This is a genomic window from Lederbergia citri (assembly GCF_018343625.1).
GTDB lineage: Bacteria > Bacillota > Bacilli > Bacillales > Bacillaceae_C > Lederbergia > Lederbergia citri.
The window spans coordinates 1,144,665-1,164,989 of the sequence record NZ_JAGYPG010000002.1 but is presented as its reverse complement, the minus strand read 5'-3'; the positions used below and the strand labels follow the sequence as shown (position 1 = coordinate 1,164,989).

22 protein-coding genes, 1 pseudogene and 2 riboswitches are annotated in these 20,325 nt (G+C 37.4%); of the genes and pseudogenes, 15 read left to right on the top strand and 8 right to left on the bottom strand.

Features of this window, described 5'->3' with window-relative positions:
* Nucleotides 1-33 precede the first annotated feature (33 nt).
* On the top strand, nucleotides 34-261 hold the full coding sequence (locus KHA97_RS14260) for a helix-hairpin-helix domain-containing protein (protein ID WP_233713482.1): 228 nt from the start codon (nucleotides 34-36) through the stop codon (nucleotides 259-261).
* 46 nt (nucleotides 262-307) lie between these two features.
* Here the strand turns inward: KHA97_RS14260 and KHA97_RS24055 are convergent.
* Nucleotides 308-435: pseudogene (locus KHA97_RS24055) on the bottom strand (iron chelate uptake ABC transporter family permease subunit); the annotation flags it as partial.
* Nucleotides 436-555: 120 nt separating this feature from the next.
* Between KHA97_RS24055 and KHA97_RS14255 the strand changes: the two are divergent.
* The 10 genes from KHA97_RS14255 to KHA97_RS14210 all read left to right on the top strand — a co-directional run bounded on the left by KHA97_RS14255 (nucleotide 556) and on the right by KHA97_RS14210 (nucleotide 11,352).
* Nucleotides 556-2,601, top strand: coding sequence for a catalase (locus KHA97_RS14255; protein WP_213125376.1), 2,046 nt, complete (start codon nucleotides 556-558; stop codon nucleotides 2,599-2,601).
* A 159-nt stretch (nucleotides 2,602-2,760) separates the two neighbouring features.
* Complete coding sequence (locus KHA97_RS14250) at nucleotides 2,761-3,258, top strand: metallophosphoesterase family protein (RefSeq protein WP_213125375.1); 498 nt, start codon at nucleotides 2,761-2,763, stop codon at nucleotides 3,256-3,258.
* A gap of 217 nt (nucleotides 3,259-3,475) precedes the next feature.
* Nucleotides 3,476-3,853 carry a DUF1761 domain-containing protein gene (locus tag KHA97_RS14245; protein ID WP_213125374.1) on the top strand — a complete coding sequence of 126 codons (378 nt, stop codon included), beginning with the start codon at nucleotides 3,476-3,478 and terminating at the stop codon, nucleotides 3,851-3,853.
* A gap of 55 nt (nucleotides 3,854-3,908) precedes the next feature.
* Nucleotides 3,909-4,349 carry a YhcH/YjgK/YiaL family protein gene (locus tag KHA97_RS14240; protein ID WP_213125373.1) on the top strand — a complete coding sequence of 147 codons (441 nt, stop codon included), beginning with the start codon at nucleotides 3,909-3,911 and terminating at the stop codon, nucleotides 4,347-4,349.
* Between the two features lie 88 nt (nucleotides 4,350-4,437).
* Nucleotides 4,438-4,538, top strand: a riboswitch (purine riboswitch).
* Nucleotides 4,539-4,782: 244 nt separating this feature from the next.
* The gene (locus KHA97_RS14235) at nucleotides 4,783-5,859 is read left to right on the top strand and encodes an NCS2 family permease (RefSeq protein WP_213125372.1); all 1,077 of its coding nucleotides are present in this window, start codon (nucleotides 4,783-4,785) and stop codon (nucleotides 5,857-5,859) included.
* 13 nt (nucleotides 5,860-5,872) lie between these two features.
* On the top strand, nucleotides 5,873-6,415 hold the full coding sequence (locus KHA97_RS14230) for a phosphoribosyltransferase family protein (RefSeq protein WP_213125371.1): 543 nt from the start codon (nucleotides 5,873-5,875) through the stop codon (nucleotides 6,413-6,415).
* A 96-nt stretch (nucleotides 6,416-6,511) separates the two neighbouring features.
* Entirely contained in the window at nucleotides 6,512-8,524 is a 2,013-nt protein-coding gene (locus KHA97_RS14225) for a Na+/H+ antiporter (protein ID WP_213125370.1), read from the top strand.
* A 153-nt stretch (nucleotides 8,525-8,677) separates the two neighbouring features.
* Nucleotides 8,678-9,586, top strand: coding sequence for an SDR family oxidoreductase (locus tag KHA97_RS14220; RefSeq protein ID WP_213125369.1), 909 nt, complete (start codon nucleotides 8,678-8,680; stop codon nucleotides 9,584-9,586).
* A gap of 65 nt (nucleotides 9,587-9,651) precedes the next feature.
* Nucleotides 9,652-10,245 carry a TetR/AcrR family transcriptional regulator gene (locus KHA97_RS14215; RefSeq protein ID WP_213125368.1) on the top strand — a complete coding sequence of 198 codons (594 nt, stop codon included), beginning with the start codon at nucleotides 9,652-9,654 and terminating at the stop codon, nucleotides 10,243-10,245.
* A 362-nt stretch (nucleotides 10,246-10,607) separates the two neighbouring features.
* A riboswitch (SAM riboswitch) is annotated at nucleotides 10,608-10,723 on the top strand.
* A gap of 176 nt (nucleotides 10,724-10,899) precedes the next feature.
* Nucleotides 10,900-11,352 carry an OsmC family protein gene (locus KHA97_RS14210; protein ID WP_213125367.1) on the top strand — a complete coding sequence of 151 codons (453 nt, stop codon included), beginning with the start codon at nucleotides 10,900-10,902 and terminating at the stop codon, nucleotides 11,350-11,352.
* A gap of 179 nt (nucleotides 11,353-11,531) precedes the next feature.
* On the opposite strand, the gene KHA97_RS14205 is transcribed toward KHA97_RS14210, so the two are convergent.
* Nucleotides 11,532-13,130, bottom strand: coding sequence for an FMN-binding glutamate synthase family protein (locus tag KHA97_RS14205; RefSeq protein WP_213125366.1), 1,599 nt, complete (start codon nucleotides 13,128-13,130; stop codon nucleotides 11,532-11,534).
* Nucleotides 13,131-13,341: 211 nt separating this feature from the next.
* Between KHA97_RS14205 and KHA97_RS14200 the strand changes: the two genes are divergently transcribed.
* The 3 genes from KHA97_RS14200 (at nucleotide 13,342) to KHA97_RS14190 (ending at nucleotide 14,849) form a co-directional block, all read left to right on the top strand.
* Entirely contained in the window at nucleotides 13,342-13,653 is a 312-nt protein-coding gene (locus tag KHA97_RS14200; protein WP_213125365.1) for a putative quinol monooxygenase, read from the top strand.
* A gap of 89 nt (nucleotides 13,654-13,742) precedes the next feature.
* Nucleotides 13,743-14,147 (top strand): DUF1801 domain-containing protein, encoded by a 405-nt coding sequence (locus tag KHA97_RS14195; protein ID WP_213125364.1) that lies wholly within the window; start codon nucleotides 13,743-13,745, stop codon nucleotides 14,145-14,147.
* A gap of 33 nt (nucleotides 14,148-14,180) precedes the next feature.
* Nucleotides 14,181-14,849 (top strand): YdeI/OmpD-associated family protein, encoded by a 669-nt coding sequence (locus KHA97_RS14190; protein ID WP_213125363.1) that lies wholly within the window; start codon nucleotides 14,181-14,183, stop codon nucleotides 14,847-14,849.
* A 102-nt stretch (nucleotides 14,850-14,951) separates the two neighbouring features.
* Here KHA97_RS14190 and KHA97_RS14185 read toward each other — a convergent pair whose 3' ends face one another.
* From KHA97_RS14185 to KHA97_RS14175, 3 genes are read right to left on the bottom strand one after another with little or no spacing between them, the layout of a single operon-like run.
* Nucleotides 14,952-15,422 carry a pentapeptide repeat-containing protein gene (locus KHA97_RS14185; RefSeq protein ID WP_213125362.1) on the bottom strand — a complete coding sequence of 157 codons (471 nt, stop codon included), beginning with the start codon at nucleotides 15,420-15,422 and terminating at the stop codon, nucleotides 14,952-14,954.
* Complete coding sequence (locus tag KHA97_RS14180; protein ID WP_213125361.1) at nucleotides 15,403-15,777, bottom strand: VOC family protein; 375 nt, start codon at nucleotides 15,775-15,777, stop codon at nucleotides 15,403-15,405. Before KHA97_RS14180 ends, KHA97_RS14185 begins: the two co-directional genes overlap by 20 nt.
* Nucleotides 15,778-15,783: 6 nt before the next feature.
* Nucleotides 15,784-16,419, bottom strand: a complete 636-nt coding sequence (locus KHA97_RS14175) for a hypothetical protein (protein ID WP_213125360.1) — start codon at nucleotides 16,417-16,419, stop codon at nucleotides 15,784-15,786.
* A gap of 251 nt (nucleotides 16,420-16,670) precedes the next feature.
* On the opposite strand from KHA97_RS14175, the gene KHA97_RS14170 reads away from it, so the two are divergent.
* Nucleotides 16,671-17,843, top strand: a complete 1,173-nt coding sequence (locus KHA97_RS14170) for an MFS transporter (protein ID WP_213125359.1) — start codon at nucleotides 16,671-16,673, stop codon at nucleotides 17,841-17,843.
* 22 nt (nucleotides 17,844-17,865) lie between these two features.
* Here KHA97_RS14170 and KHA97_RS14165 read toward each other — a convergent pair whose 3' ends face one another.
* The 3 genes from KHA97_RS14165 to KHA97_RS14155 are packed head-to-tail and all read right to left on the bottom strand — an operon-like array spanning nucleotide 17,866 to nucleotide 20,293.
* Nucleotides 17,866-18,039 (bottom strand): FeoB-associated Cys-rich membrane protein, encoded by a 174-nt coding sequence (locus KHA97_RS14165; protein ID WP_213125358.1) that lies wholly within the window; start codon nucleotides 18,037-18,039, stop codon nucleotides 17,866-17,868.
* 20 nt (nucleotides 18,040-18,059) lie between these two features.
* On the bottom strand, nucleotides 18,060-20,069 hold the full coding sequence (feoB, locus tag KHA97_RS14160; RefSeq protein WP_213125790.1) for a ferrous iron transport protein B: 2,010 nt from the start codon (nucleotides 20,067-20,069) through the stop codon (nucleotides 18,060-18,062).
* Entirely contained in the window at nucleotides 20,057-20,293 is a 237-nt protein-coding gene (locus KHA97_RS14155; RefSeq protein WP_213125357.1) for a FeoA family protein, read from the bottom strand. Before KHA97_RS14155 ends, feoB begins: the two co-directional genes overlap by 13 nt.
* Nucleotides 20,294-20,325: the final 32 nt, after the last annotated feature.

The following is a 20,325-nucleotide window of genomic DNA, read 5'->3' as shown; positions in this document are numbered from 1 at the left end:
TTATTCTAAGCTATATCCAATATAAAGGTAAAGATGAATAAAAGAAGGAAGGAGAAAATCATGAATGAATTTGACTCCCTCAAAGGAATAGCCAAACCAGCAAGGCGGGCACTAGCAGGTGCTGGGTACGAACGGCTGGAGCAATTAACTAAAGTTACAGAAGCGGAACTTTTGAGGCTGCACGGAATGGGACCAAGAGCAATAGAGCAAATTCGTCAGGCTCTTGCAGAAAAAGGATTGTCATTCGCTAGTAGCTCATAATAGCTAAGCCTTAACATAAAAAATGCACCTTTTAAAGAGTGCATTTTTATTTTTTCAAAAGTAAATACATGAAGTAAGGAGCACCGATATCACCATAATACCGGCTGAAATTCCATCTGGATCGACAATATTTCTCCCAATTGCATCGGAAAATAGTAACAGCCATCCCCCAATAAATGAAAATAATGGATTTTTGACCTAGTATATAGAATTAAAATATTAGTTTGCTCCGATTCCAATAGGGTAACAGAAAATTGTACTGTGTTTTACTTAATACCTATTGGGAGGTCTATCATGAACGAAAATAGGAAAGGAAATGAAAACAAGAAGCAGGAGCAATTGGAACAGTTTCGCTCCAATGACCAAGGAAAAGAAATGACGACCAATCAAGGGCTAAAATTATCGGAGGATGAATTTTCTTTAAAAGCAGGTGAACGTGGTCCGACATTAATGGAGGATTTTCATTTCCGTGAAAAAATGACCCACTTTGACCACGAGAGAATACCGGAACGAGTAGTTCATGCTCGCGGTTTTGCGGCTCATGGCGAGTTTGAATTATACGAATCTATGAAGGAATATACAAGTGCGAAATTTTTACAAGATCCTTTAGTAAAAACGCCAGTATTTGTTCGCTTTTCAACTGTTGCAGGTTCACGTGGTTCAGCAGAAACAGTTAGGGATGTTCGTGGCTTTGCTACAAAATTTTATACGGAAGAAGGAAATTTCGATCTAGTAGGTAATAATATTCCAGTCTTTTTTATTCAGGATGCAATTAAGTTTCCTGATTTAATCCATGCTGTAAAACCTGAACCGCATAATGAAATGCCTCAGGCTGCATCTGCACATGATACGTTTTGGGATTTTGTCGCAAATAATCAAGAATCAGCCCATATGGTCATGTGGCACATGTCAGACCGCGCCATCCCAAGAAGTTTTCGGATGATGGAAGGGTTCGGTGTCCACACGTTCCGATTCGTTAATGATCAAGGAAAAGCTCACTTTGTAAAATTCCATTGGAAGCCTGTTTTAGGTGTCCATTCTCTCGTCTGGGATGAAGCACAAAAAATATCGGGTAAGGATCCCGATTTTCACCGACGTGATCTATGGGAAGCGATAGAAATGGGGCAATATGTGGAATTTGAATTAGGTGTCCAACTCATCGATGAGGCAGAGGAGTTTTCATTCGATTTTGATATACTAGACCCTACAAAAATATGGCCAGAAGAAGATATACCTGTGAGAATCATCGGAAAAATGACCTTAAATCGCAACGTAGATAATGTATTTGCGGAAACCGAACAAGTTGCCTTTCATCCAGGTCATATTGTACCGGGTATTGATTTTACAAACGATCCTTTGTTGCAAGGTCGATTATTTTCTTATACTGATACACAATTAATTCGCCTTGGCGGTCCTAACTTTCATGAACTGCCCATCAATCGTCCCGTCTGTCCATTTCATAACAATCAACGTGATGGATATGGACGTCAAACGATCAATAAAGGTCAAGTCAGCTATCATAATAATTCATTGGCAAACAATACACCTAAGCCAGTAAGCGGTGTAGAGGGTGGATTTGTTCATTATCAGGAAAAAATTGAAGGGCATAAAGTGCGGAGAAGAAGTGATAGCTTTAAGGATCATTTCTCCCAAGCAACAATGTTTTGGAATAGTATGAGTCAGCCAGAGCAGATGCATATTATTGATGCATTCTCATTCGAGTTAGGAAAAGTAATGAGCTTTTCTGTCCGCCAACAAGTAGTCGATATGTTTTCCAATGTTAACGCTGAAATGGCAGCAGCGGTTGCCGATGCGATTGGTGTAACACCTCCAGGAGCTAAAAAATCGAATATAACAAAGTCATCACCAGCATTAAGCCAATTAAATACAAAGAAAACACCTTATACTCGTAAAGTGGGTGTAATCATTGGGAAAGATTTTAGCGGGACCGAAACAATGGCTGTATTAGATGTTTTAAAAGCAGCAGGTATACAAATCGAGATAATAAGTGAAAAATTCGGAACTTTGAAGGCCTCTGATGGGACAGAATTGATGGTTGATCAAACCTTTTTAACTACTGATCCAGTTTTATTGGACGCTTTATATATCGTTGGAGGATATGGAGAAAACGTAAAGTTTAGTCAGGATGTTACCTATTTTATTGAAGAAGCGTTTAAACATTATAAGTCGATAGGTGCTACACATGAAGGAACAAAATTCTTTAAAGAAAAAATGCTGAACAGCCCAGGAGTAGTGACAAGCGATAATATTCATCAATTGGCTCATGATTTGGTCGAAGCCATTTCAATACATCGCCACTGGGACCGACAAATCGTTTAGGCATATAGGCAAAAATCCTTTCCAATCGGGGAAAGGATTTTCTTTATGTTAAGTATACAGTAGAGTAAGAGTGAGTAATTAAGAATCTATTTTACGAAAAAATATTTCGCTAATTACAAATGCTATAAAGAACAAACTTAAAAAAGTGGGGTGATAAAATTGAAAATTGTTATTACAGCTGACACCCATATGCCAAGGATGGCAAAAAAACTTCCTGTAAGATTAGTCGAAGAGCTTGAAAATGCCGATTTGATCATTCATGCAGGTGACTGGCAAACATTCGAGGTATATGAAAAATTGAGAGAATATGCTCCAATAGAAGGTGTGGCAGGGAATATAGATGGTGAGGATTTACAAAATTTCTTCGGTAAAAAGAAGATTTTAACATTAGGATCGATCACAATCGGATTAACACATGGCGATGGGAAAGGAAAAACAACCGAGAGAAGGGCTTTGGAAATATTTAAGGATGAACAGATTGATCTTCTGATTTTCGGGCATTCCCATATACCATTAATGAAGAAGGTAGGTAACATAACACTTTTTAATCCAGGTTCTCCTACAGATAAGCGTAGACAAAAGCAGTTTTCTTTCGGAGTGCTATCTATTACAAAGAATATTACTTTAGAACATGAATTTTTTGATGATAAGGATTGAGCATCAATTTCCGAGCAAATAGGAAAAAAACTTAACTTATAGGTGAAATTTTTAGTAGAAGACATTATGGTTAACAGCTATACTGAAAATCATGAGGAATAACAATGGTGTTTCCAAAGTTCGTATATAAAACCTACAAAGGTATCAGCATTTCCGAATTGAGGATTAATGACGAATGGAGACATTAAAGGAAGCTAAATAAATTAGGAGGGTGTACATGTTAATTGATTGGAATGGATTAAATTACATAGCGATTATTATTGGCGGATTCTTGTATATGATATATGGAGCGGTTTATTATTCAATTTTACTTTCTAACAAAAAAGGAAATCAAGACAGTGGTCCAGTTAAGTATGTTGTTTCAGTTATCATAGCGTTTATCAGTTCATTTTTTATGGCCACCATTGTCCAAGCATCTGGATCAGGTATTGTAGAAGGTTTAACAATAGGCTTTATGGTAGGTTTGATCATTTCACTTGTTTATTTGAAAAACACACTGTTTGGCTTAATAAATAAAAAATCATTCATCATTGCTATTGGTGATCATCTTGTTATCTTTACCCTGTTAGGTGGTTTGCACGGTTTAATGGTGTAATTTTATTTAAACATCATCAATTACTTAGAAATTGTTTTAGAGAGGAAATGCTAGCATGATATACGATAAGTTAGAGAACTTAGGGCGGTATATTTTTAACAATCAAAAATTAAATAGTGCCATTCAAGATATTACTGAAGGTCTAATAGAAGATGAGAATGTATCGGATGATTATCAAAAAAATAAAATCGCATTTACAACCACTGTTTTGGATGAAAAAAGATATGAGGCACACAAAAAATATATTGATATTCATATTGTTTTAGAGGGAATGGAGTATGTAGAGGTTGCAAATGTTCAAGAACTAACGAACATAACGGAATACGATCAAGAAAGTGATATTTTCTTTGGTGATGTTGTATCAGACAATAAATTTTGCGGTTATTTACAAAAAGGTTATGCCCTTATTTGCTTCCCTGAGGATACCCATCTAGTAGGTGCACACAGAGAAGTGGAAGAACGTATTTGCAAAGTAGTCTATAAAATTTCAATGTAATTTACATATTAGGACCGGCCAGTTGTGTCAATGCCTAAAAAAATGATTGTACATGTCTTTTTTTTGTGATATTTTTATTTTGCCAAAAAAAATACAACAAACACCCATCCATATAATCCTAATAATCTGGTTTAGGAGTTTCTACGGAGCAACCATAATTGCTCTTCTATGGATAAAAGGACATGATTTCATCTATCAGGATGTTCTCTCATTTCTTTTATAACGACTTTTTATAGACTAGTACAAGCTGTATAGACTCGTAAACTACGAGACTTTCCTTATGAGAATGCGCCACCGATTATCGTGTCTTCGTCATTTATTGTGAGTCCCTGTAGCTCATACGACGAGCTTGCTCTTTTCTAAAAGTCCCATTCATCTATACTTCTCATATGAGTTGTATTCCGTAGTGATGGTGTGATGAGAGGGGATCAACATGGAAATTTGGAAGGATATTTTGGCTGCATTAAGTGGAGTGTTAAATGGACTCCCGCAAGGTTTATTAGCAATGACTTTTGGATTTGCAACCATTCCGACCGCCGCCGCATTTTTAATTGGTGCAGTTGGGAATGCCGCAACAAGTAATGTTGCAGTAATTTCATATCAAGCAGAGACGATTACATTGGCTGGTACAATGGGTAGAAGTATGCGCGAAAGATTATCGATGATCTTTTTTGGCGGAGCCATTCTGCTCATAATCGGCCTTTTTGGGTTTCTAGAGTCTTTGATCACTTGGATTGGACCCGTCATTACAACAGGGATGATGGCCGGAGTCGGAATTATGCTTTCAAAAGTATCTTGGGACATGGCAAAGAGCGATAAAATTAGTGGAACTACTTCGATGGCAAGCGCACTGATTGTTTATTTTGCCACGAAGGATTTAGTGTATACCATTACAGCTTCTGTCATAGTTTCAAGTATCGTTCGTTACTTTTTTTCAAAAAATAAGATTGAATCTACGGTGAAACAGGAATCAATAAAAGATGGCTTTATTCGTCAGAAATTGGTTATGAATCCCAGCGTAATACGTGGTGCTCTAGCAATGGTTTGCTTGAATATTGGGGCAAACATTGCTTTTGGTAAAATCAATGGTGAAATTGCCAACAAAGCCGTTAATGTTGATGTGCTTACAGTTATTAGCAGTTTCGCTGATATGGTTTCTTCCTTTTTTGGCGGGGCACCAGTAGAAATTATTATTTCCGCTACATCAAGTGCTCCTCATGCTGTTTGGTCAGGTGTATTGATGATGGTACTGATGGCCGTCATATTATTAACAGGTTTGTTGCCGAAAATTGGAAAGTTTGTACCGAGCGCTTCCATAGCAGGCTTCCTTTTTGTGTTAGGTGCTATCGTCACACTTCCGGGTAATGCGATTACTGCGTTAACGGGAGAAGGAGCGGGCTCAGGAATTATCGGTGCTATCACAATGATTGTTACAGCTATTACGGACCCGTTTCTTGGCATGCTTTCAGGCGTAGTTGTACAATTTTTAATGAACGTATTCGGATTTTGATGGAGGATTTTAAATGAAAACATATACTTTACAAATCGGAGACGTGACACGGGAATTACCTATTATACCTATTTCAGATACCTTGAGCATAGCGAGCTTTGTCATTCTCGGCGATACTGAAATTGTTAGCAAATCAGCACCACTACTAGCAGCAAAATTACCAGAGGTTGATGTACTTGTTACCGCAGAAGCGAAGGGAATCCCATTTGTTTATGAACTGTCAAAGCAACTTGGAATGTCCCGCTATATCGTAGCTCGAAAAAACGTGAAACCTTATATGGATGCACCTCTCGTTAACAAAGTTACTTCTATTACGACTCAAAAAGAGCAGTTGCTATGCCTTGATGGTACAGATGCAGAGTATATAAAAGGAAAACGCGTAGCATTAGTTGATGATGTAATTAGTACAGGAGAATCGCTTCGTGCCTTGGAACAGCTGGTGGAAGAAGCGGGTGCTATTGTTGCTGCTAAAGCCGCTATTCTCGCTGAAGGTGATGCAAAAGATCGAGAGGATATCGTTTATTTGGAATATCTGCCGCTATTTGAAATAAAATAATAAATATTAGTTTACCCTTCCTGAAAAATTTTTAGGAAGGGTTTTGTTAAGTTGGGTATACATAGTATAGAAACTTCCTCAGAAAGGAGTGGGAAAGTGGAAATATTAGTCATCGTTCTATTATTGCTAGTTTGCGTATTAATATCGAATGTCATCAGCCATTATATCCCTTTCATTCCTACTGCCTTAACGCAAATTGCTTTTGGAATAATACTCGCATTTTTCTTAAAGGATCTGTCTTTCACCATTGAAACAGAATGGTTTTTACTATTATTTGTAGCCCCGCTACTATATAACGATGGCAGGCATTATCCCCGCGAGGAATTGTGGAAAATGAGAGCTCCTATCTTTGGCAACGCTATTGTCCTTGTGCTTTTAACAACCATTGGCGGTGGTCTTTTTATTCATTGGTTGATTCCTAGTATTCCGCTTGCTGCTTCTTTTGCTTTAGCCGCTATTTTATCGCCGACAGATCCCGTAGCAGTTAATGGTATTGCGAAACGAATTCATATTCCAGAGAGGGTATTAAATCTCGTTCGAGGCGAGTCTTTAATCAATGATGCTTCCGGATTAGTAGCATTTAACTATGCTGTGGCGGCGGTTGTGACGGGTTATTTTTCATTATCAAAAGCTACGGTTGATTTTATATACATGTTTTTAGCAGGTGCTCTATTTGGCGTCATTCTTAGTTTGCTCATCATGTGGATCCGTTTTACGCTTCGAAAACAAGGGATTCATGATGTGACATTCCACTCATTACTGCAAATTATCGCTCCATTCCTAATTTATATGATAGCAGAAGAATTTTTTCATGCCTCCGGAGTAATTGCTGTTGTTATGGGGGGGATTGTACATACTCTAATTAGAGAGCGGACAGAAACGATGAACGCTGAAGAACAGGTCCTTACCGAAAATATCTGGACGATAGTACTTTTTGTTTTAAACGGAATCGTATTTATTTTATTAGGTCTAAATATTCCTTCTTCAATGGCGGCCACTGTCGAGAATCCGGATATAGGTAATGGCTTAGCCGTTCTATACGTTATTTTGATTGGTTTTGTTATATTAGGCATTCGTTTTATGTGGTCTTATTTATTTGCGTATTCTACTTATCGTCACAATAAGTTAAATGACTCCGTAACACCCAATTTAAAGACAAGCCTATTTATAAGTTTAACAGGTGTTCGTGGAGCAGTCACAATGGCGGGCGTTCTCTCCATTCCTTACTTCATCATGAATGGAAGTGAATTCCCAGAGCGCTCTTTAATTCTTTTTCTAGCTGCCGGCGTCATCCTTTTTACATTAATTGTTGCAACGATATTTTTGCCGCTTTTAAGTAAAGACACTCCGACAGAAGCGACTGAAAAGGATTTAACGAATGCTAGAAGAAAAATTTTGCTTGCGGCGATTCAAACTATTCGGCAAGAAATGAAAGAAGAAAACAAATCGGCTGCTTATGAATTAATGAATGAATACAAGATCAAGTTTCAACGAATTCATCCAAGACGAAAGACAATAGATGAAACAATTGATGACCAACAAAAAATGGCAGAAATACGATTGTTGGCTTTGAAGGCCGAAAGAAAATATATTGAAGACATTATGGGTAAAAACAGAATGGACGAAGAGGTCTTTGAATCATTCGAAAAATCACTTAACCATAGGGAAGAAGTTCTTTCGAATAATGTCCAATCTAGATTTACTTTTCTCATTGGATTAGCGATTAGGGGTTTAAAACGTTACAGATCACATAAAAGAAAAAATGATCGTGCTACATTACATTTAGCCAAGCAAATTCAGTTAAAAGCATTCCAAGCAGCTCTAAAAACGTTAGAAGAGACCGCAAAAGGCATGGAAAAAAATGAAATCGTTTATGCAGTGATTCTTGATTATAAAAGAATGATTGAGCAATTAGAAAAGCCTTCTGTCCGCTACAACGAAAAAATAGAAGAACAAAAAGAAGAACTTCGTATAAAAGTAATGGACGTGGAGCGCTCAAAGATTCATGAGTTGTATCAGTCAGGAGAAATCAGTATGGAGCAAGCTAGGGAATTAAGGAGATTCATTAATTATATTGAAAGTGTAACATTACATGAACATGTCGAATAATATAGCCAGGCCTTGTAGGGCTTGGCTTTTGTGATTGAAAAAAAGTAAAAAATTTTTAAAAAAAACTATAGACAATAAAAAATATTGGAGATATAATTTGTTTAATTTATAAATGAATGATTCATTCATCCAAAGATAGGAGATGGAATTAGAATGGATAAAAGACTAACAGATTCTGAATGGAATATACGAGGAAAATATGTAGTGATAACAGGTGCAACAAGTGGTATTGGTCTTGCAGCCGCTAAGATTTTGGCGAATCGGGGTGCAAATCTAGGAATCATTGCTCGAAACGAAGCTAAGGCAAATGAAGTAGTAAAACAAATTAAAGGGTCAACGAAGGAGAAGATCGTGATTGATGTGTTCTTAGCGGATATGTCTTCGCAGCAATCTATTCGCAAGGTAGCAACGGAGATCTTATCAAATTGTCCAAGAGTTGATGTCCTGATTAACAACGCTGGGGCACTGTTTGAGAATCATCAAGTTACAGATGACGGTCAAGAAATGACTTGGGCTGTGAATCATTTAGGACCGTTCCTTCTTACAACTCTTCTTCTAGAGCGGTTGAAGGAAAGTGCCCCTGCTCGAATTATAACGACCTCTTCACACGGCCATAAAATGGCTAGAAAGGGGATAGACTTTAATGATTTGCAGGCAGAACAACTATACAAACCAATGAAAAAGTTAATGGGCGGCCCAACCCTTCGCTATGGACAGTCAAAGCTTGCGAATATATTTTTCACATCCGAGCTCGGTCAACAGCTAAAAGGCACAGGGGTTACTACCTATTGCTTTGACCCAGGATTAGTCGATACGAATTTCAATCAAAACAATGGCAAGATGGCACGCTTGACGATGGCTGTGATGAGAATGTTTTCCCGCACTCCTGAAAAAGGGGCCGAAACAATGGTATGGTTAGCAGAAACAGAAGAAGTAAGCCATCAAACAGGTTTTTACTATGCGGAAAAAAAAATTGAAAGTCCAACGGAAATTGCCAAGGATCGAAATATTGCAAAACGGTTGTGGGAGATCAGTGAGAGACAGACATTGATAAAAGGTTAGTATAAAAGTAAACTATTTCTGGGAAGAGCATTGGCTGAATTACAATTACGGAGGGTCATGATCTTATGACACCATTAAATGAACAGCAGTTAGAACTGCTACACATACAACGGATTGAGCAAATTAAAAAAGCAGCATTAAAAGTATTTGCACGGCGAGGAATTATAGGGACGAAGATGAGCATGATTGCGGCAGAAGCAGGGATCAGTCAGGGTTTATCTTATCGATATTTTAAATCAAAAGAAGAACTTTTCATTACATTAATTCAAGATGCGTTAGAAGAAGCCAAAAATTCAATGGAACAGATTAATCATTTGTCGGGGACTCCAATAGAAAAAATGAGGACTTTAACGAAAAATATGCTTGAGGATAATAATAAGCAATTTTTCATGCTCATCCAGCAGGCAACAGCATCGGATGAAGTTCCTGAGCAGGCGCAGCAATTGCTAGAACAATTTTCTAAGGAAAATCCAATCCAACTACTAATTCCATTATTTATCGAAGGGCAAGAGATGGGACAATTTTGCGAAGGTGCCCCTAATAAGCTATTGTTTTGTTACTTCTCTATTATCACTGGACTAATGTTACAAGAAGCACAAACAGATGAAAATTACTGGATTCACGAGGTAGATTTGTTAATGAAGGTAATTATGAAGTAATTTTAAGGGTGTCTAATAGATTAATTAGTCACCCTTTTCGTTTTTCAACTTACTTCAATTTGATTTTGAATGTTTTTCAAAATGCTCTCTAAAGAAAGGACAACACCTTTATCATCTTTATACATAGCGTTTTTAGGAGAAAAAAGAACGGTGAATCCTGTCCAGCTGCTACTGAAATATGGAATAACCTTTTCCGCAACGTGAATTAGTTTGCATACGACCTATTCTTGTTTGCTGAAATTTATGTGTAAGTGAAGGAAACGGAGAAGATGAAATTCATTTACAAAAAATAAAAAATTCAATTGACAATTGGGATTTTTCAGAATAAAATAATGTTCATATCAAAATTTCATATTTCATAACTCTTATGAAGAGAGGCGGAGGGACTGGCCCAGTGAAGCCTCGGCAACCATTGAATAATATTTTTATTCAAACGGTGCCAATTCCAGCAGATTTTTTTAAGTCTGATATATAAGAGGTTAAGCTTAAATCACTTATTAAAAGCAGAGACCTCTTATTGTAAAGAGGTCTTTTTCTTGTATATCGGGGAATAAAAGAGTTGAAGGAACGGAGAAAAGCAGCTATAGGCTACAAGAAACTTCATACGGAGTAAAACAAAAAAGTACTATTAAAAATGAAATGGAGTGTTTTTAAATGGCAACAGCTCAATTGTTGAAAGTGGGAACAGAAGGAAAATGGAACCACGGTTTGCAAACGTCAATTACAATCAGGGATTTTGAAAAAATCACGGTTGATGAACCAGTAAATTTTGGCGGCACAGATGAAGGACCAACTCCGGTGGAATTGGTACTTGCAGGACTATCAAGCTGTGCTTCTGTCATGATTGCATTGATTGCAAAAGAACAGAACTTTTCTTATTCTGGTGTTGATTTCAAGAACGAAGGAACGCTGGATCTCCGCGGTTTGCAAGGAGTGGAAGGTGTTTCTCCCCATTTCCAATCAGTTCAATTCGATGTCGTGTTCAACACAGAAGAAAGCGAAGAGAGAATAGAAGCGTTGAAAGCTGAAGTGGAAAGAAGATGCCCAGTTTTGAATCTTTTGGCAGATGCGGGCGTGCATGTCGACGGGAACTGGAAAAGAGCTTAATGTAGGAGAGTGCTTGAAAGAATCGCTGACAGCGGTTCTTTCAAGCTGTTGAAACTGTGCGTCAATAATAAAGCCTCTATTTTCGCACTATCTAGCCCGTATTGATAAATAGTTTCCTTCTATGTAGGACCAGGCATTTAGACAATTCTAATTGTTCGGTATTGTTTCGATGCTGGCACTCACACAATTTGTTTTTGAATGTCTTTCAAAATGCTCTCTAAAGAATAGACAATTCCCTTATCATCTTTATACATAATATTTTTAGGGGAAAAGTGGACAGGTGAATCTAATCCTGCAGCTGCAGAAATCCGGAATAATCCTTTTCGTAATGTGATCAAATAATTTGCAACACGATATTTTTTTTCATCAATCACCAAAGCCTTCTGTAAATCAGGATCGGTCGTAGCGACTCCGACAGGACATGTATTCGATTGGCATTTTAATGTTTGAATGCAGCCAACAGAAATCATAAATCCACGTGCGATATTAATTAAATCAGCTCCCATTGCAAGAGCAACCGCTATTCGGTCAGGTGTAAAAAGTTTTCCAGACGCGATAATTTTCACACGATCTCGTACGCCATATTTTTTTAGAGTACATACAAGGATGGAAAGAGCAGATTTAAGAGGTAAGCCTACGCTATCAATTAGCTCTTGATACGAAGCTCCTGTTCCTCCTTCGCCTCCATCTACTGTAATAAAATCGGGACCTTTTCCAGTTTCTTTCATATACTTGGCAAGCTCTTCAGCACTATCGTTACTGCCAACAACAATCTTGATTCCAACTGGTTTTCCTGTATGAGAACGTATCTTTTCTATAAAGTCACACATTGCGGGCACATTATCAAACTGGTGAAAGCGGTTCGGGCTATCAACGGATTTGTATGGCACGACCTTTCGAATATCTGCAATTTCCGGATTGACCTTTTCAGCGTCTATATGGCCGCCACGGGTTTTTGCTCCTTGGGCTAATTTCAGTTCAAACGCTTTTATTTGAGAAATTTCGCTTTTTCTTTTTAATTCGTCCCAGTCTAGATCTCCGTTTCCATCTCTAATTCCGAATAAAGCCGGTCCAATTTGCATAATGATATCAACCCCACCCTCCAAATGATAGGGAGATAATCCGCCTTCACCTGTATTCATCCAGGTTCCTTTCGCAATGGCCAATCCTTTTGATAATGCGGTTATAGCATTTTTTCCTAGAGCTCCATAGCTCATCGCAGACATTCCAATAAGTCCTTTGAGTACAAATGGGTGCTCAGTATTTGGACCAATGACAACCGCATCGTCATTATGTAATAAATAAGCGGACGATTCATCCTCTTCCCATTTTTCCTCTCTTTGGGTAAAGAGAGGGTCTTTGATTAATAAATATCTTTTTGTTAGCGCAAGTGTGTTTTCATCCATCTTCATTTCTTCGTTAAGCATTGGGAACATGTCATTTCGAACATAATAACCTTCTTCTTCAAAATCACGTTTAGAACCGAATCCTACTACATCACGTTTATATTTCGCGCTTTTAACGATATGTTCATAATCATTCCTGGAAAAAGGCCTTCCTTCTGTATCGCTATTAAACCAATATTGACGAAATTCCGGACCAATTTTTTCTAAAAAATATCGAACCCTGCCAAGAAAAGGATAATTTCTTAAAATGGAATGCATTTTCTGATTTCGGTCGAACACTAATAAAAATAAAATGGAGACAATGAGCCCGAACAGAACAATTACAATAAGAAAAAAGCCTATAATAATTAATACACTTGCGAAAAAATTCATGTTCTCCACCTCATAATGGTTGAAATTACCTAACATTAATATCATCGTACTTAAATGGATTTATACAGTTATTAAACATATTCTTGCTTTTTCGAAAATATGTAAGTGAGGGGGAAAAGGAAGGAATTTCATGGATTTTCCTAGAAAATATATTAAGTGAATTAAAAGCGTAAACTTTTGTAAGAGCTACGGAAACAAGGAGGAATGGTAAGTGGGTGAATATGCACTTTTTGGAAAATTTATAGCAAAAGATGGCGAACGTGAGACATTAGTCAAAATATTACTAACAGCTGCAGATTCAATGCAGGATTTAGATGACTGTGAAATTTATCTAGTGAATATTTCCCCTGAAGAACCTAATTCCGTGTTTGTTTATGAAGTTTGGCGTGATGAAAGTGCACATCAGGCATCATTAACACTAGAAGCTGCTCAAACATTAATCCAACAAGCAAAACCAATCATTGCCGGAATGGAGAGAATCGCCACACTTTCACCAAGGGGAGGAAAAGGAATTAAAGGTTAATATTAATACCATGGTGGAAGCTAGTGGTTGTTCCATCATTTTTTTACTCAACTTAGTTAGGATAATTTTTTAAAAGGAGAGTAATGGTTATGGCGAAAAATAAGGAATCTGGCACTCCGCAAGTAGCTGATTTTTTGTCCAATCTTGAGCATCCATTAAAAAAAGAAATAGAGGAAGTTCGAACAATTATTTTAAGTGCTAATGAACAAATTACCGAACATATAAAATGGAACGCCCCGAGCTTTCAATATAAGAATGAAGATAGGGTGACCTTTAATCTTCACGGTAAAAGCTTTTTTAGATTGATTTTTCACTGCGGAGCAAAAGTAAAGGAAAACAACGTGAAAGAATATTTGTTAGATGATGCGAACGGGCTATTGGAGTGGGTCTCCAATGATAGAGCGATCGTGAAATTTACAGATATGAATGATGTTAAAGTAAAGAAAGATAAACTTGTAGAAGTCATAAGTAAGTGGTTGGAACTTACGTTTTAGAATTATATAAAGAAAATACTCTAGGTGGTAAAGATGACGAAAACAATCGTAGAAAAACTAAACTTAAAAAAGTATGAAAAAGTAGCGGTATTGAATTTACCCGAAGGTGCAGATTATTTAACAGAGCTCGATCCTTATGATACAGAACTTAAGGAAAGTAAATATGATCTAATCTTTGCATTTGTACTCGACATGGAATCTTTTAAAGAGCTCATACAAAAAGTAATTGAAAAGGATTTTTTAAACAAAAAGGGCTATATCTTTTTGGCTTATCCCAAAAAGGGGAATAAAGTTTATCCAACATTCATTCATCGAGACGAAATATTTTCTAGTATTGGCGTAGACGAAAATGGTTATGTTGGTAAAAGCAATATAAAATTTGCCCGTATGGTCGGCTTAGATGAAGTGTTTACAGTTGTAGGATTAAAAGAAGAATCCCGTAACAAAAAACAGACCTCCTCAAAAGCTAGCCAACGGGTTGACGATTATATTGAAATGATTCCAGCTATAGAAAAAGATTTAGAAGATAATCCTGATTTACTTTCTTTTTATCGGACGCTCACACCCGGGTATCAAAAAGATTGGGCTCGTCATGTGTATAGTGCAAAACAAGAATCCACAAGAAACAAACGACGTGAAGAAATGAAAAAGATTCTTGCCGCGAGGTACAAGAGTTTGGAATTGTATCGAAGGGATCAATAGTTCTCCAATAAAGCAGGAAGCCATTGGATGTTAATCAACAATCCAATGGCTTTTTATTTCTAATAGATAAAGGTACTTGTAATAATAGAAACGGAATTGGATTTACACTTTCGATTCCGAATACACTTTTAGCATCTCCTCAACACTAATCCCATTAATTTTCATTCCTTTTAAATTACACATGTTGATCTGAACGTTTTCTAGGTTGCAATCTGTAATCGTAGTTCCATTAAGGTCGCAGTTCTCAAACTTGAGCGGTCTTTGTTTAGCATTAGGTTCATAATTCGGATGACCCTCAGGTGGAAGGCCGATATTATGAATAAAAGCTCCTCCAAGTTGGGCTCCATCAATTTCTACATCGCTTAGGTTAGCATCATTAATGACTAATCGACTTAAATTTGCATTTACTATTTTGGTCTCAGATAAATCAACATTTTCAAAGTTGAGTTTATGTCCAAGTATGCAAGTAAAAGTTGAAGTAGAAATGTCTGCCATATTCAATTCTTGTTTTTGATTTTTTAGATTCATTAAGATCAGTCCTTTTAAAAAAATTTCATCCATCACATTCAACATTAAACATGTTTCCGTCTAAATCATAGAAGTCTAGAAACTTAAATCCTCCTTCTTCATCATGAACAATTTCCTCGACTCGTGCACCATGCTTTTTCAAATGCTTGTACAATTGCTCAATATTTTTGGCTTGAAAGCCGACAACACTTCGAGTAGCTCCATTTTTTGTGAAATTTGCATTTGTATCATCGTCCGTTTCAGATAGAAAAATCATTTGTCCAGATGGCAAGTTTACTTGCGCGAGCTTTTCTTCATCGCTATGCCAGATGAACTCAAAACCTAAAACTTCGGTATACCACTTAATGGATGCTGGTATATCTTTCACAGGAACAGTATTATATAAAATCTTTTCAATCAATTTTTACTACTCCTTTTTCTCAATTTCCACACTTACAATCGTTTTACATTTTTCTGGCGGATAACAGCCCATGGCAGGGAGTAAATAGATTTCTCGATGGACTCCTTTCATTTGGTACCCTTCTACCTCTAAATCCTCTTTTATTATTTGAAGTGTTTCCTTCGTATTTTTGTAATGGCCGACATGAAGTCTTTGTGCACATAAAGTAGGACCGTTATTCCTAAAAGTAATAGAAGGAAGCTCTTTTACTCGTAAATTCTTTTTCACATGTTCTATCGCCCTATCAAACATTTCTTCTGTAACACAATCTGCCACAAGCATCATTTGGTCAACGACCCATTTATCATTTTCGGCTGCTTTATGCCAAATAATTTCCGGAGGCATTAACTTAAATTTGTATTCTAGCTCTTTTTTCGTTATCTGCTTGATTTGATTAACAACCTTCCAAGCAAGCCATTTATCATCTTTCGGCTCAGGCCTTCCATCCCAATTCATATCATAGGAAGTGACCATACTTTGTGATACGTACTTTAATTCTGGTAATAATTGAATAACTGTTTTTTGAGGCTTTAGTTGATATATATCTCCGTAGACTTTTCTGTGGTCATGTGTCTTAAGCGTTTTGGATTCAAGTTTTTGCAAGTAAATATCCCCCTTTAAAAAATTCTTGTAATCAAGCTTATTATAAAAGTGGTAAAATAGTTATAGGTGAGGCTATAATGGCTAGGTGTGTGTTTTCATATCTATAATTGTCTTCTTTACTAATACTCGAATGTCCTTTATTTTTTAAAAATTTCCGCTTTTTTTATTATATTTTCGTAGTGAAAAAGGTAAGAACGTCAAGGCAAGATATGTAAACGGATACGGATTGATTTTGGAATGGATGGTGTCCAGTGAAACTTAAAATATCAATGTTTTACTTATTTTTATATCTCGGCATGGGAAGCTTTATGCCGTTTATGAGTTTGTTTTTAACTGAAAGGGGTTTTGACGCTTCGACAATCGGAGTGATTCTTGGTGCGGGCTCGTTGACGGGGATCATTGCACAGCCGGTATTCGGTCTTATTAACGACGCTGCCAAAGATTATCGGAAGCTATTAAAGGTTTCCACCTTTTTATCGGCCATTGTGGCATTCGGTTATATTTTTAGTGAATCATTTATACCTATGATTATTACCGCAATTGTCTTTTCTTTTATCAATACTCCTGCTGGAACGATTGTCGATGCTATTGCTGTTGAAAAGGGCCCATCATTTGGGTTCACTTATGGACAGGTTCGTTTATGGGGAGCGCTCGGATTCGCGTTCGTGACGGTCATTGCAGGCTATGTTTATAATGCGATTGGCTATCAATATAGTTTTGTGGCATTCGCGATTTTTGCCGTCATCATGTTTTTGCTCATGTTTACTTTTCCAAAAATGGAGCGGCCGAAGAAGGCGGAAGTACTAGGAAAAGAAGGGGTAGGTGCCTTATTTAGTAACCGAAATTTTATATTTTTCTTAGTCATTACGATGGTGATTTCAGGAACTGTTACGATGAACTTTAGTTATTTGCCTATTTATTTTCAAAAATTGAATTATCCAGTCGATCTCGTCGGTTGGAATTTTACAATTGCGGCAGTCGTTGAAATCCCATTATTCTGGTTATCTGCAAAGCTCATTCGGCGCATTGGTTTGTTTCCTATGCTTATTCTTGGAACGATTGCGTATGCAATTAAGTACATTATTATGGGATTCGCCCCTCCAGTTGGTGTCGTTTTATCTTTGCAAGCTCTTGATGGAATTGCTTTTGCCTTTTACTTCAGTTCAGTCGTTGAGATTGTCAATTTAATGGCGCCAAGAGATGCGAAGGCAACCGCCCAAACCATGTTTGCGGCTGCCGGGGGACTTGCAGGAATTGCGGGAAATGTCATTGGAGGGCTAGTAGTAGATTATCAAGGTCCTCAATTTCTGTTCTGGATGATGGGATGTATTATTTCCGTAGGGACTATGTTTTTCTTTCTCTTTCCTAAGAAAGGGAGCTATCGTTTACCCACAAGTAGTGGAGAGAATATAGCTGGTGTATAAACAAAAAATCCAATTAACTTTGTTAGTTAATTGGATTTTTTACGTTTAATTGACTACTTGTTGAACAAGCACCAGGACAATGTTTACTCAATTCACAGCCTGCGCATTTTCCCATTTTGCTTCTCTTTACAAATCGGTATATCGTAAAAATGGCGTAGCCGAAAATAAGAACGCCGAGAAGGATGCTGATGATCATTACATTTCCCTTCTTTCAAATTAATGAAGGCCAAATAGATGACCGCCTTGATAGATAACAATTGAAACCAAATAAGCAATGACAAGGGCATAAACAACTGAGAACCATGTCCATTTAGCTGACGCTGTTTCTTTTTTTATCGCGGCGACTGTCGCCAAGCATGGCACATATAGCAAAATAAAAGCGAGAAAACTATAGGCAGAAAGCGGTGTGAAATAGTCCGCCATTACGCCTTGCAATGTTGACATGTCGGGTGCAACGTATATGATGTTCATCGTCGAGACGACAACTTCTTTTGCTAAAAATCCGGTGAGTAAAGCTGCTCCTGCTTGCCAGTTTCCGAATCCGAGCGGATGGAGAATTGGAGCTATCACTCCACCAATCATGGCAAGGAAGCTATCGTCCATCGAAACATTCAAACCACCTGGTCCTGCATACGTTAAGAGCCAAATAATAACAGAACCACCAAAAATAAATGTCCCCGCTTTACGAACAAATCCTTTTCCTTTTTCCCACGTACTTTGCAATAAAGTTTTGAACTGCGGAATGCGATATGGAGGTAATTCGATTACAAAAAACGAACTTTCTTGTTTTAAAATAGTCGAAGAAAAAATCTTCGCTAAAGTCAGAGCAAGGATTACACCTAATAAATATAATGATAGAACAATTAGGGCTTGGTTTTGTTTGAAAAAGGCTCCGACAAATAAACTATAGACAGTTAATCGGGCAGAGCAAGACATTAATGGATTTAATATAATCGTGAGTAGCCGTTCTTTCGGTTGTTCGATTGTTCTGGCTGCCATGATTCCCGGAACGTTGCAGCCAAACCCGATAATCATCGGAATGAACGCTTTCCCATTTAAGCCAATGCTCTCCATTATTTTATCCATGACCATCGCCACACGAGCCATATAGCCCGAATCCTCAATAAACGAAATCATAAAGAAAAGCATAAAGATTTGTGGGACAAAAACGAGAACGCCGCCGACACCAGCAATGATCCCTTGTAAAATCAACGCACGGATAAACTCAGTAGCTCCTGCCATCACAAGTAAATTGTTCAGCGTATCCGTTAGCGGACCTGTAATAAACGCATCCAATCCATCTGATAGCGGAGTTCCGATCCAATCAAACGTCAGCTTAAAGATAAGGTACGTAAATAGTAAAAAAATAGGAAGACCTAGTACTTTATTTGTAACGATTTGATCGATACGGTCTGTCATCGTATACTCTATTTTTTTCGTATTGTTAACACAGCATAATAAAAGAGATTGAATGTAGTTCCCGCGAATCGTACGAATATGTTGGGCGATCGATTTTGCTTTAGTTTCAGCTTGAACTTGACGTTCCGTAGTTTCGTATATTTCATTGGCAATCGATTCAGGGATATATTGTAATATAAGATCTCGAACTAGCTTATTTCCTTCAAAAAATTGAAGAGCTAACCATCTTTTAGGAGGCAGATTTTCATTCTTAGGAAGCAATGAAATAATATGCTGAATCGATTCCTCCATCACGTTTCCGTAATTAATTATAAGGGGTGCCTGTGATTTTGCGGGTGTAGATAGGGTTGAAACTAATTCGTCGCAGCCTTCTCCAGAACGTGCAACAATAGGAACAACCGTACAACTGAGCCGTTCAGATAAAAGATGGAGATCAATTTCAATGCCCCTTGCCTTTGCAACATCGACCATATTTAATCCAATCACAAGCGGTTTTCCATATTCTAATAATTGTATCGTTAAGTAAAGATTTCTTTCTAATTGAGAAGCATCAACTATATTTAAAATGGTATAAACTTCATCATATAAAAGATAATGAGTGGCAACACCTTCATCTTTCGATAAGGGATTAAGAGAGTAAACACCAGGCAAATCGACTAATTGTCCATTCTTACTCTTTAAAATGCCAATCTTTTTCTCAACCGTAACACCAGTCCAATTTCCCACATATTCATATGAACCAGTCAGTTTATTAAATAAGGATGTTTTTCCGGTATTAGGATTTCCAAATAATGCTACTGTGTTGATACGCTTTCCACCCGAATCTTTTTAGCTTCGCTCCGGCGAATTCCTATTAATTGTCCTCTTGCTTCGATTGTAATTGGTCCCCCTAAAGGTAAAATGCGCTTTATTTTTAGGACCGACCCTTCCATAATTCCCAGATCTAATAAACGACGCTGAACGAGCTCGTTTACAGAGTCAGTATTTTTGATCCGAACTTTTTTTCCTACCTGTATTTCAGATAGAACCATTGCATACACCTCAATGCAAATGATAATCACTC

Coding starts and splice junctions, on each gene's coding strand:
- KHA97_RS14260 (WP_233713482.1), top strand. CDS start 34: ATGAATAAAAGAAGGAAGGAGAAAATCATGAATGAATTTGACTCCCTC.
- KHA97_RS14255 (WP_213125376.1), top strand. CDS start 556: ATGAACGAAAATAGGAAAGGAAATGAAAACAAGAAGCAGGAGCAATTG.
- KHA97_RS14245 (WP_213125374.1), top strand. CDS start 3,476: ATGTTAATTGATTGGAATGGATTAAATTACATAGCGATTATTATTGGC.
- KHA97_RS14240 (WP_213125373.1), top strand. CDS start 3,909: ATGATATACGATAAGTTAGAGAACTTAGGGCGGTATATTTTTAACAAT.
- KHA97_RS14235 (WP_213125372.1), top strand. CDS start 4,783: ATGGAAATTTGGAAGGATATTTTGGCTGCATTAAGTGGAGTGTTAAAT.
- KHA97_RS14230 (WP_213125371.1), top strand. CDS start 5,873: ATGAAAACATATACTTTACAAATCGGAGACGTGACACGGGAATTACCT.
- KHA97_RS14220 (WP_213125369.1), top strand. CDS start 8,678: ATGGATAAAAGACTAACAGATTCTGAATGGAATATACGAGGAAAATAT.
- KHA97_RS14215 (WP_213125368.1), top strand. CDS start 9,652: ATGACACCATTAAATGAACAGCAGTTAGAACTGCTACACATACAACGG.
- KHA97_RS14210 (WP_213125367.1), top strand. CDS start 10,900: ATGGCAACAGCTCAATTGTTGAAAGTGGGAACAGAAGGAAAATGGAAC.
- KHA97_RS14205 (WP_213125366.1), bottom strand. CDS start 13,130: ATGAATTTTTTCGCAAGTGTATTAATTATTATAGGCTTTTTTCTTATT.
- KHA97_RS14195 (WP_213125364.1), top strand. CDS start 13,743: ATGGCGAAAAATAAGGAATCTGGCACTCCGCAAGTAGCTGATTTTTTG.
- KHA97_RS14190 (WP_213125363.1), top strand. CDS start 14,181: ATGACGAAAACAATCGTAGAAAAACTAAACTTAAAAAAGTATGAAAAA.
- KHA97_RS14185 (WP_213125362.1), bottom strand. CDS start 15,422: ATGTTGAATGTGATGGATGAAATTTTTTTAAAAGGACTGATCTTAATG.
- KHA97_RS14165 (WP_213125358.1), bottom strand. CDS start 18,039: ATGATCATCAGCATCCTTCTCGGCGTTCTTATTTTCGGCTACGCCATT.
- KHA97_RS14155 (WP_213125357.1), bottom strand. CDS start 20,293: ATGGTTCTATCTGAAATACAGGTAGGAAAAAAAGTTCGGATCAAAAAT.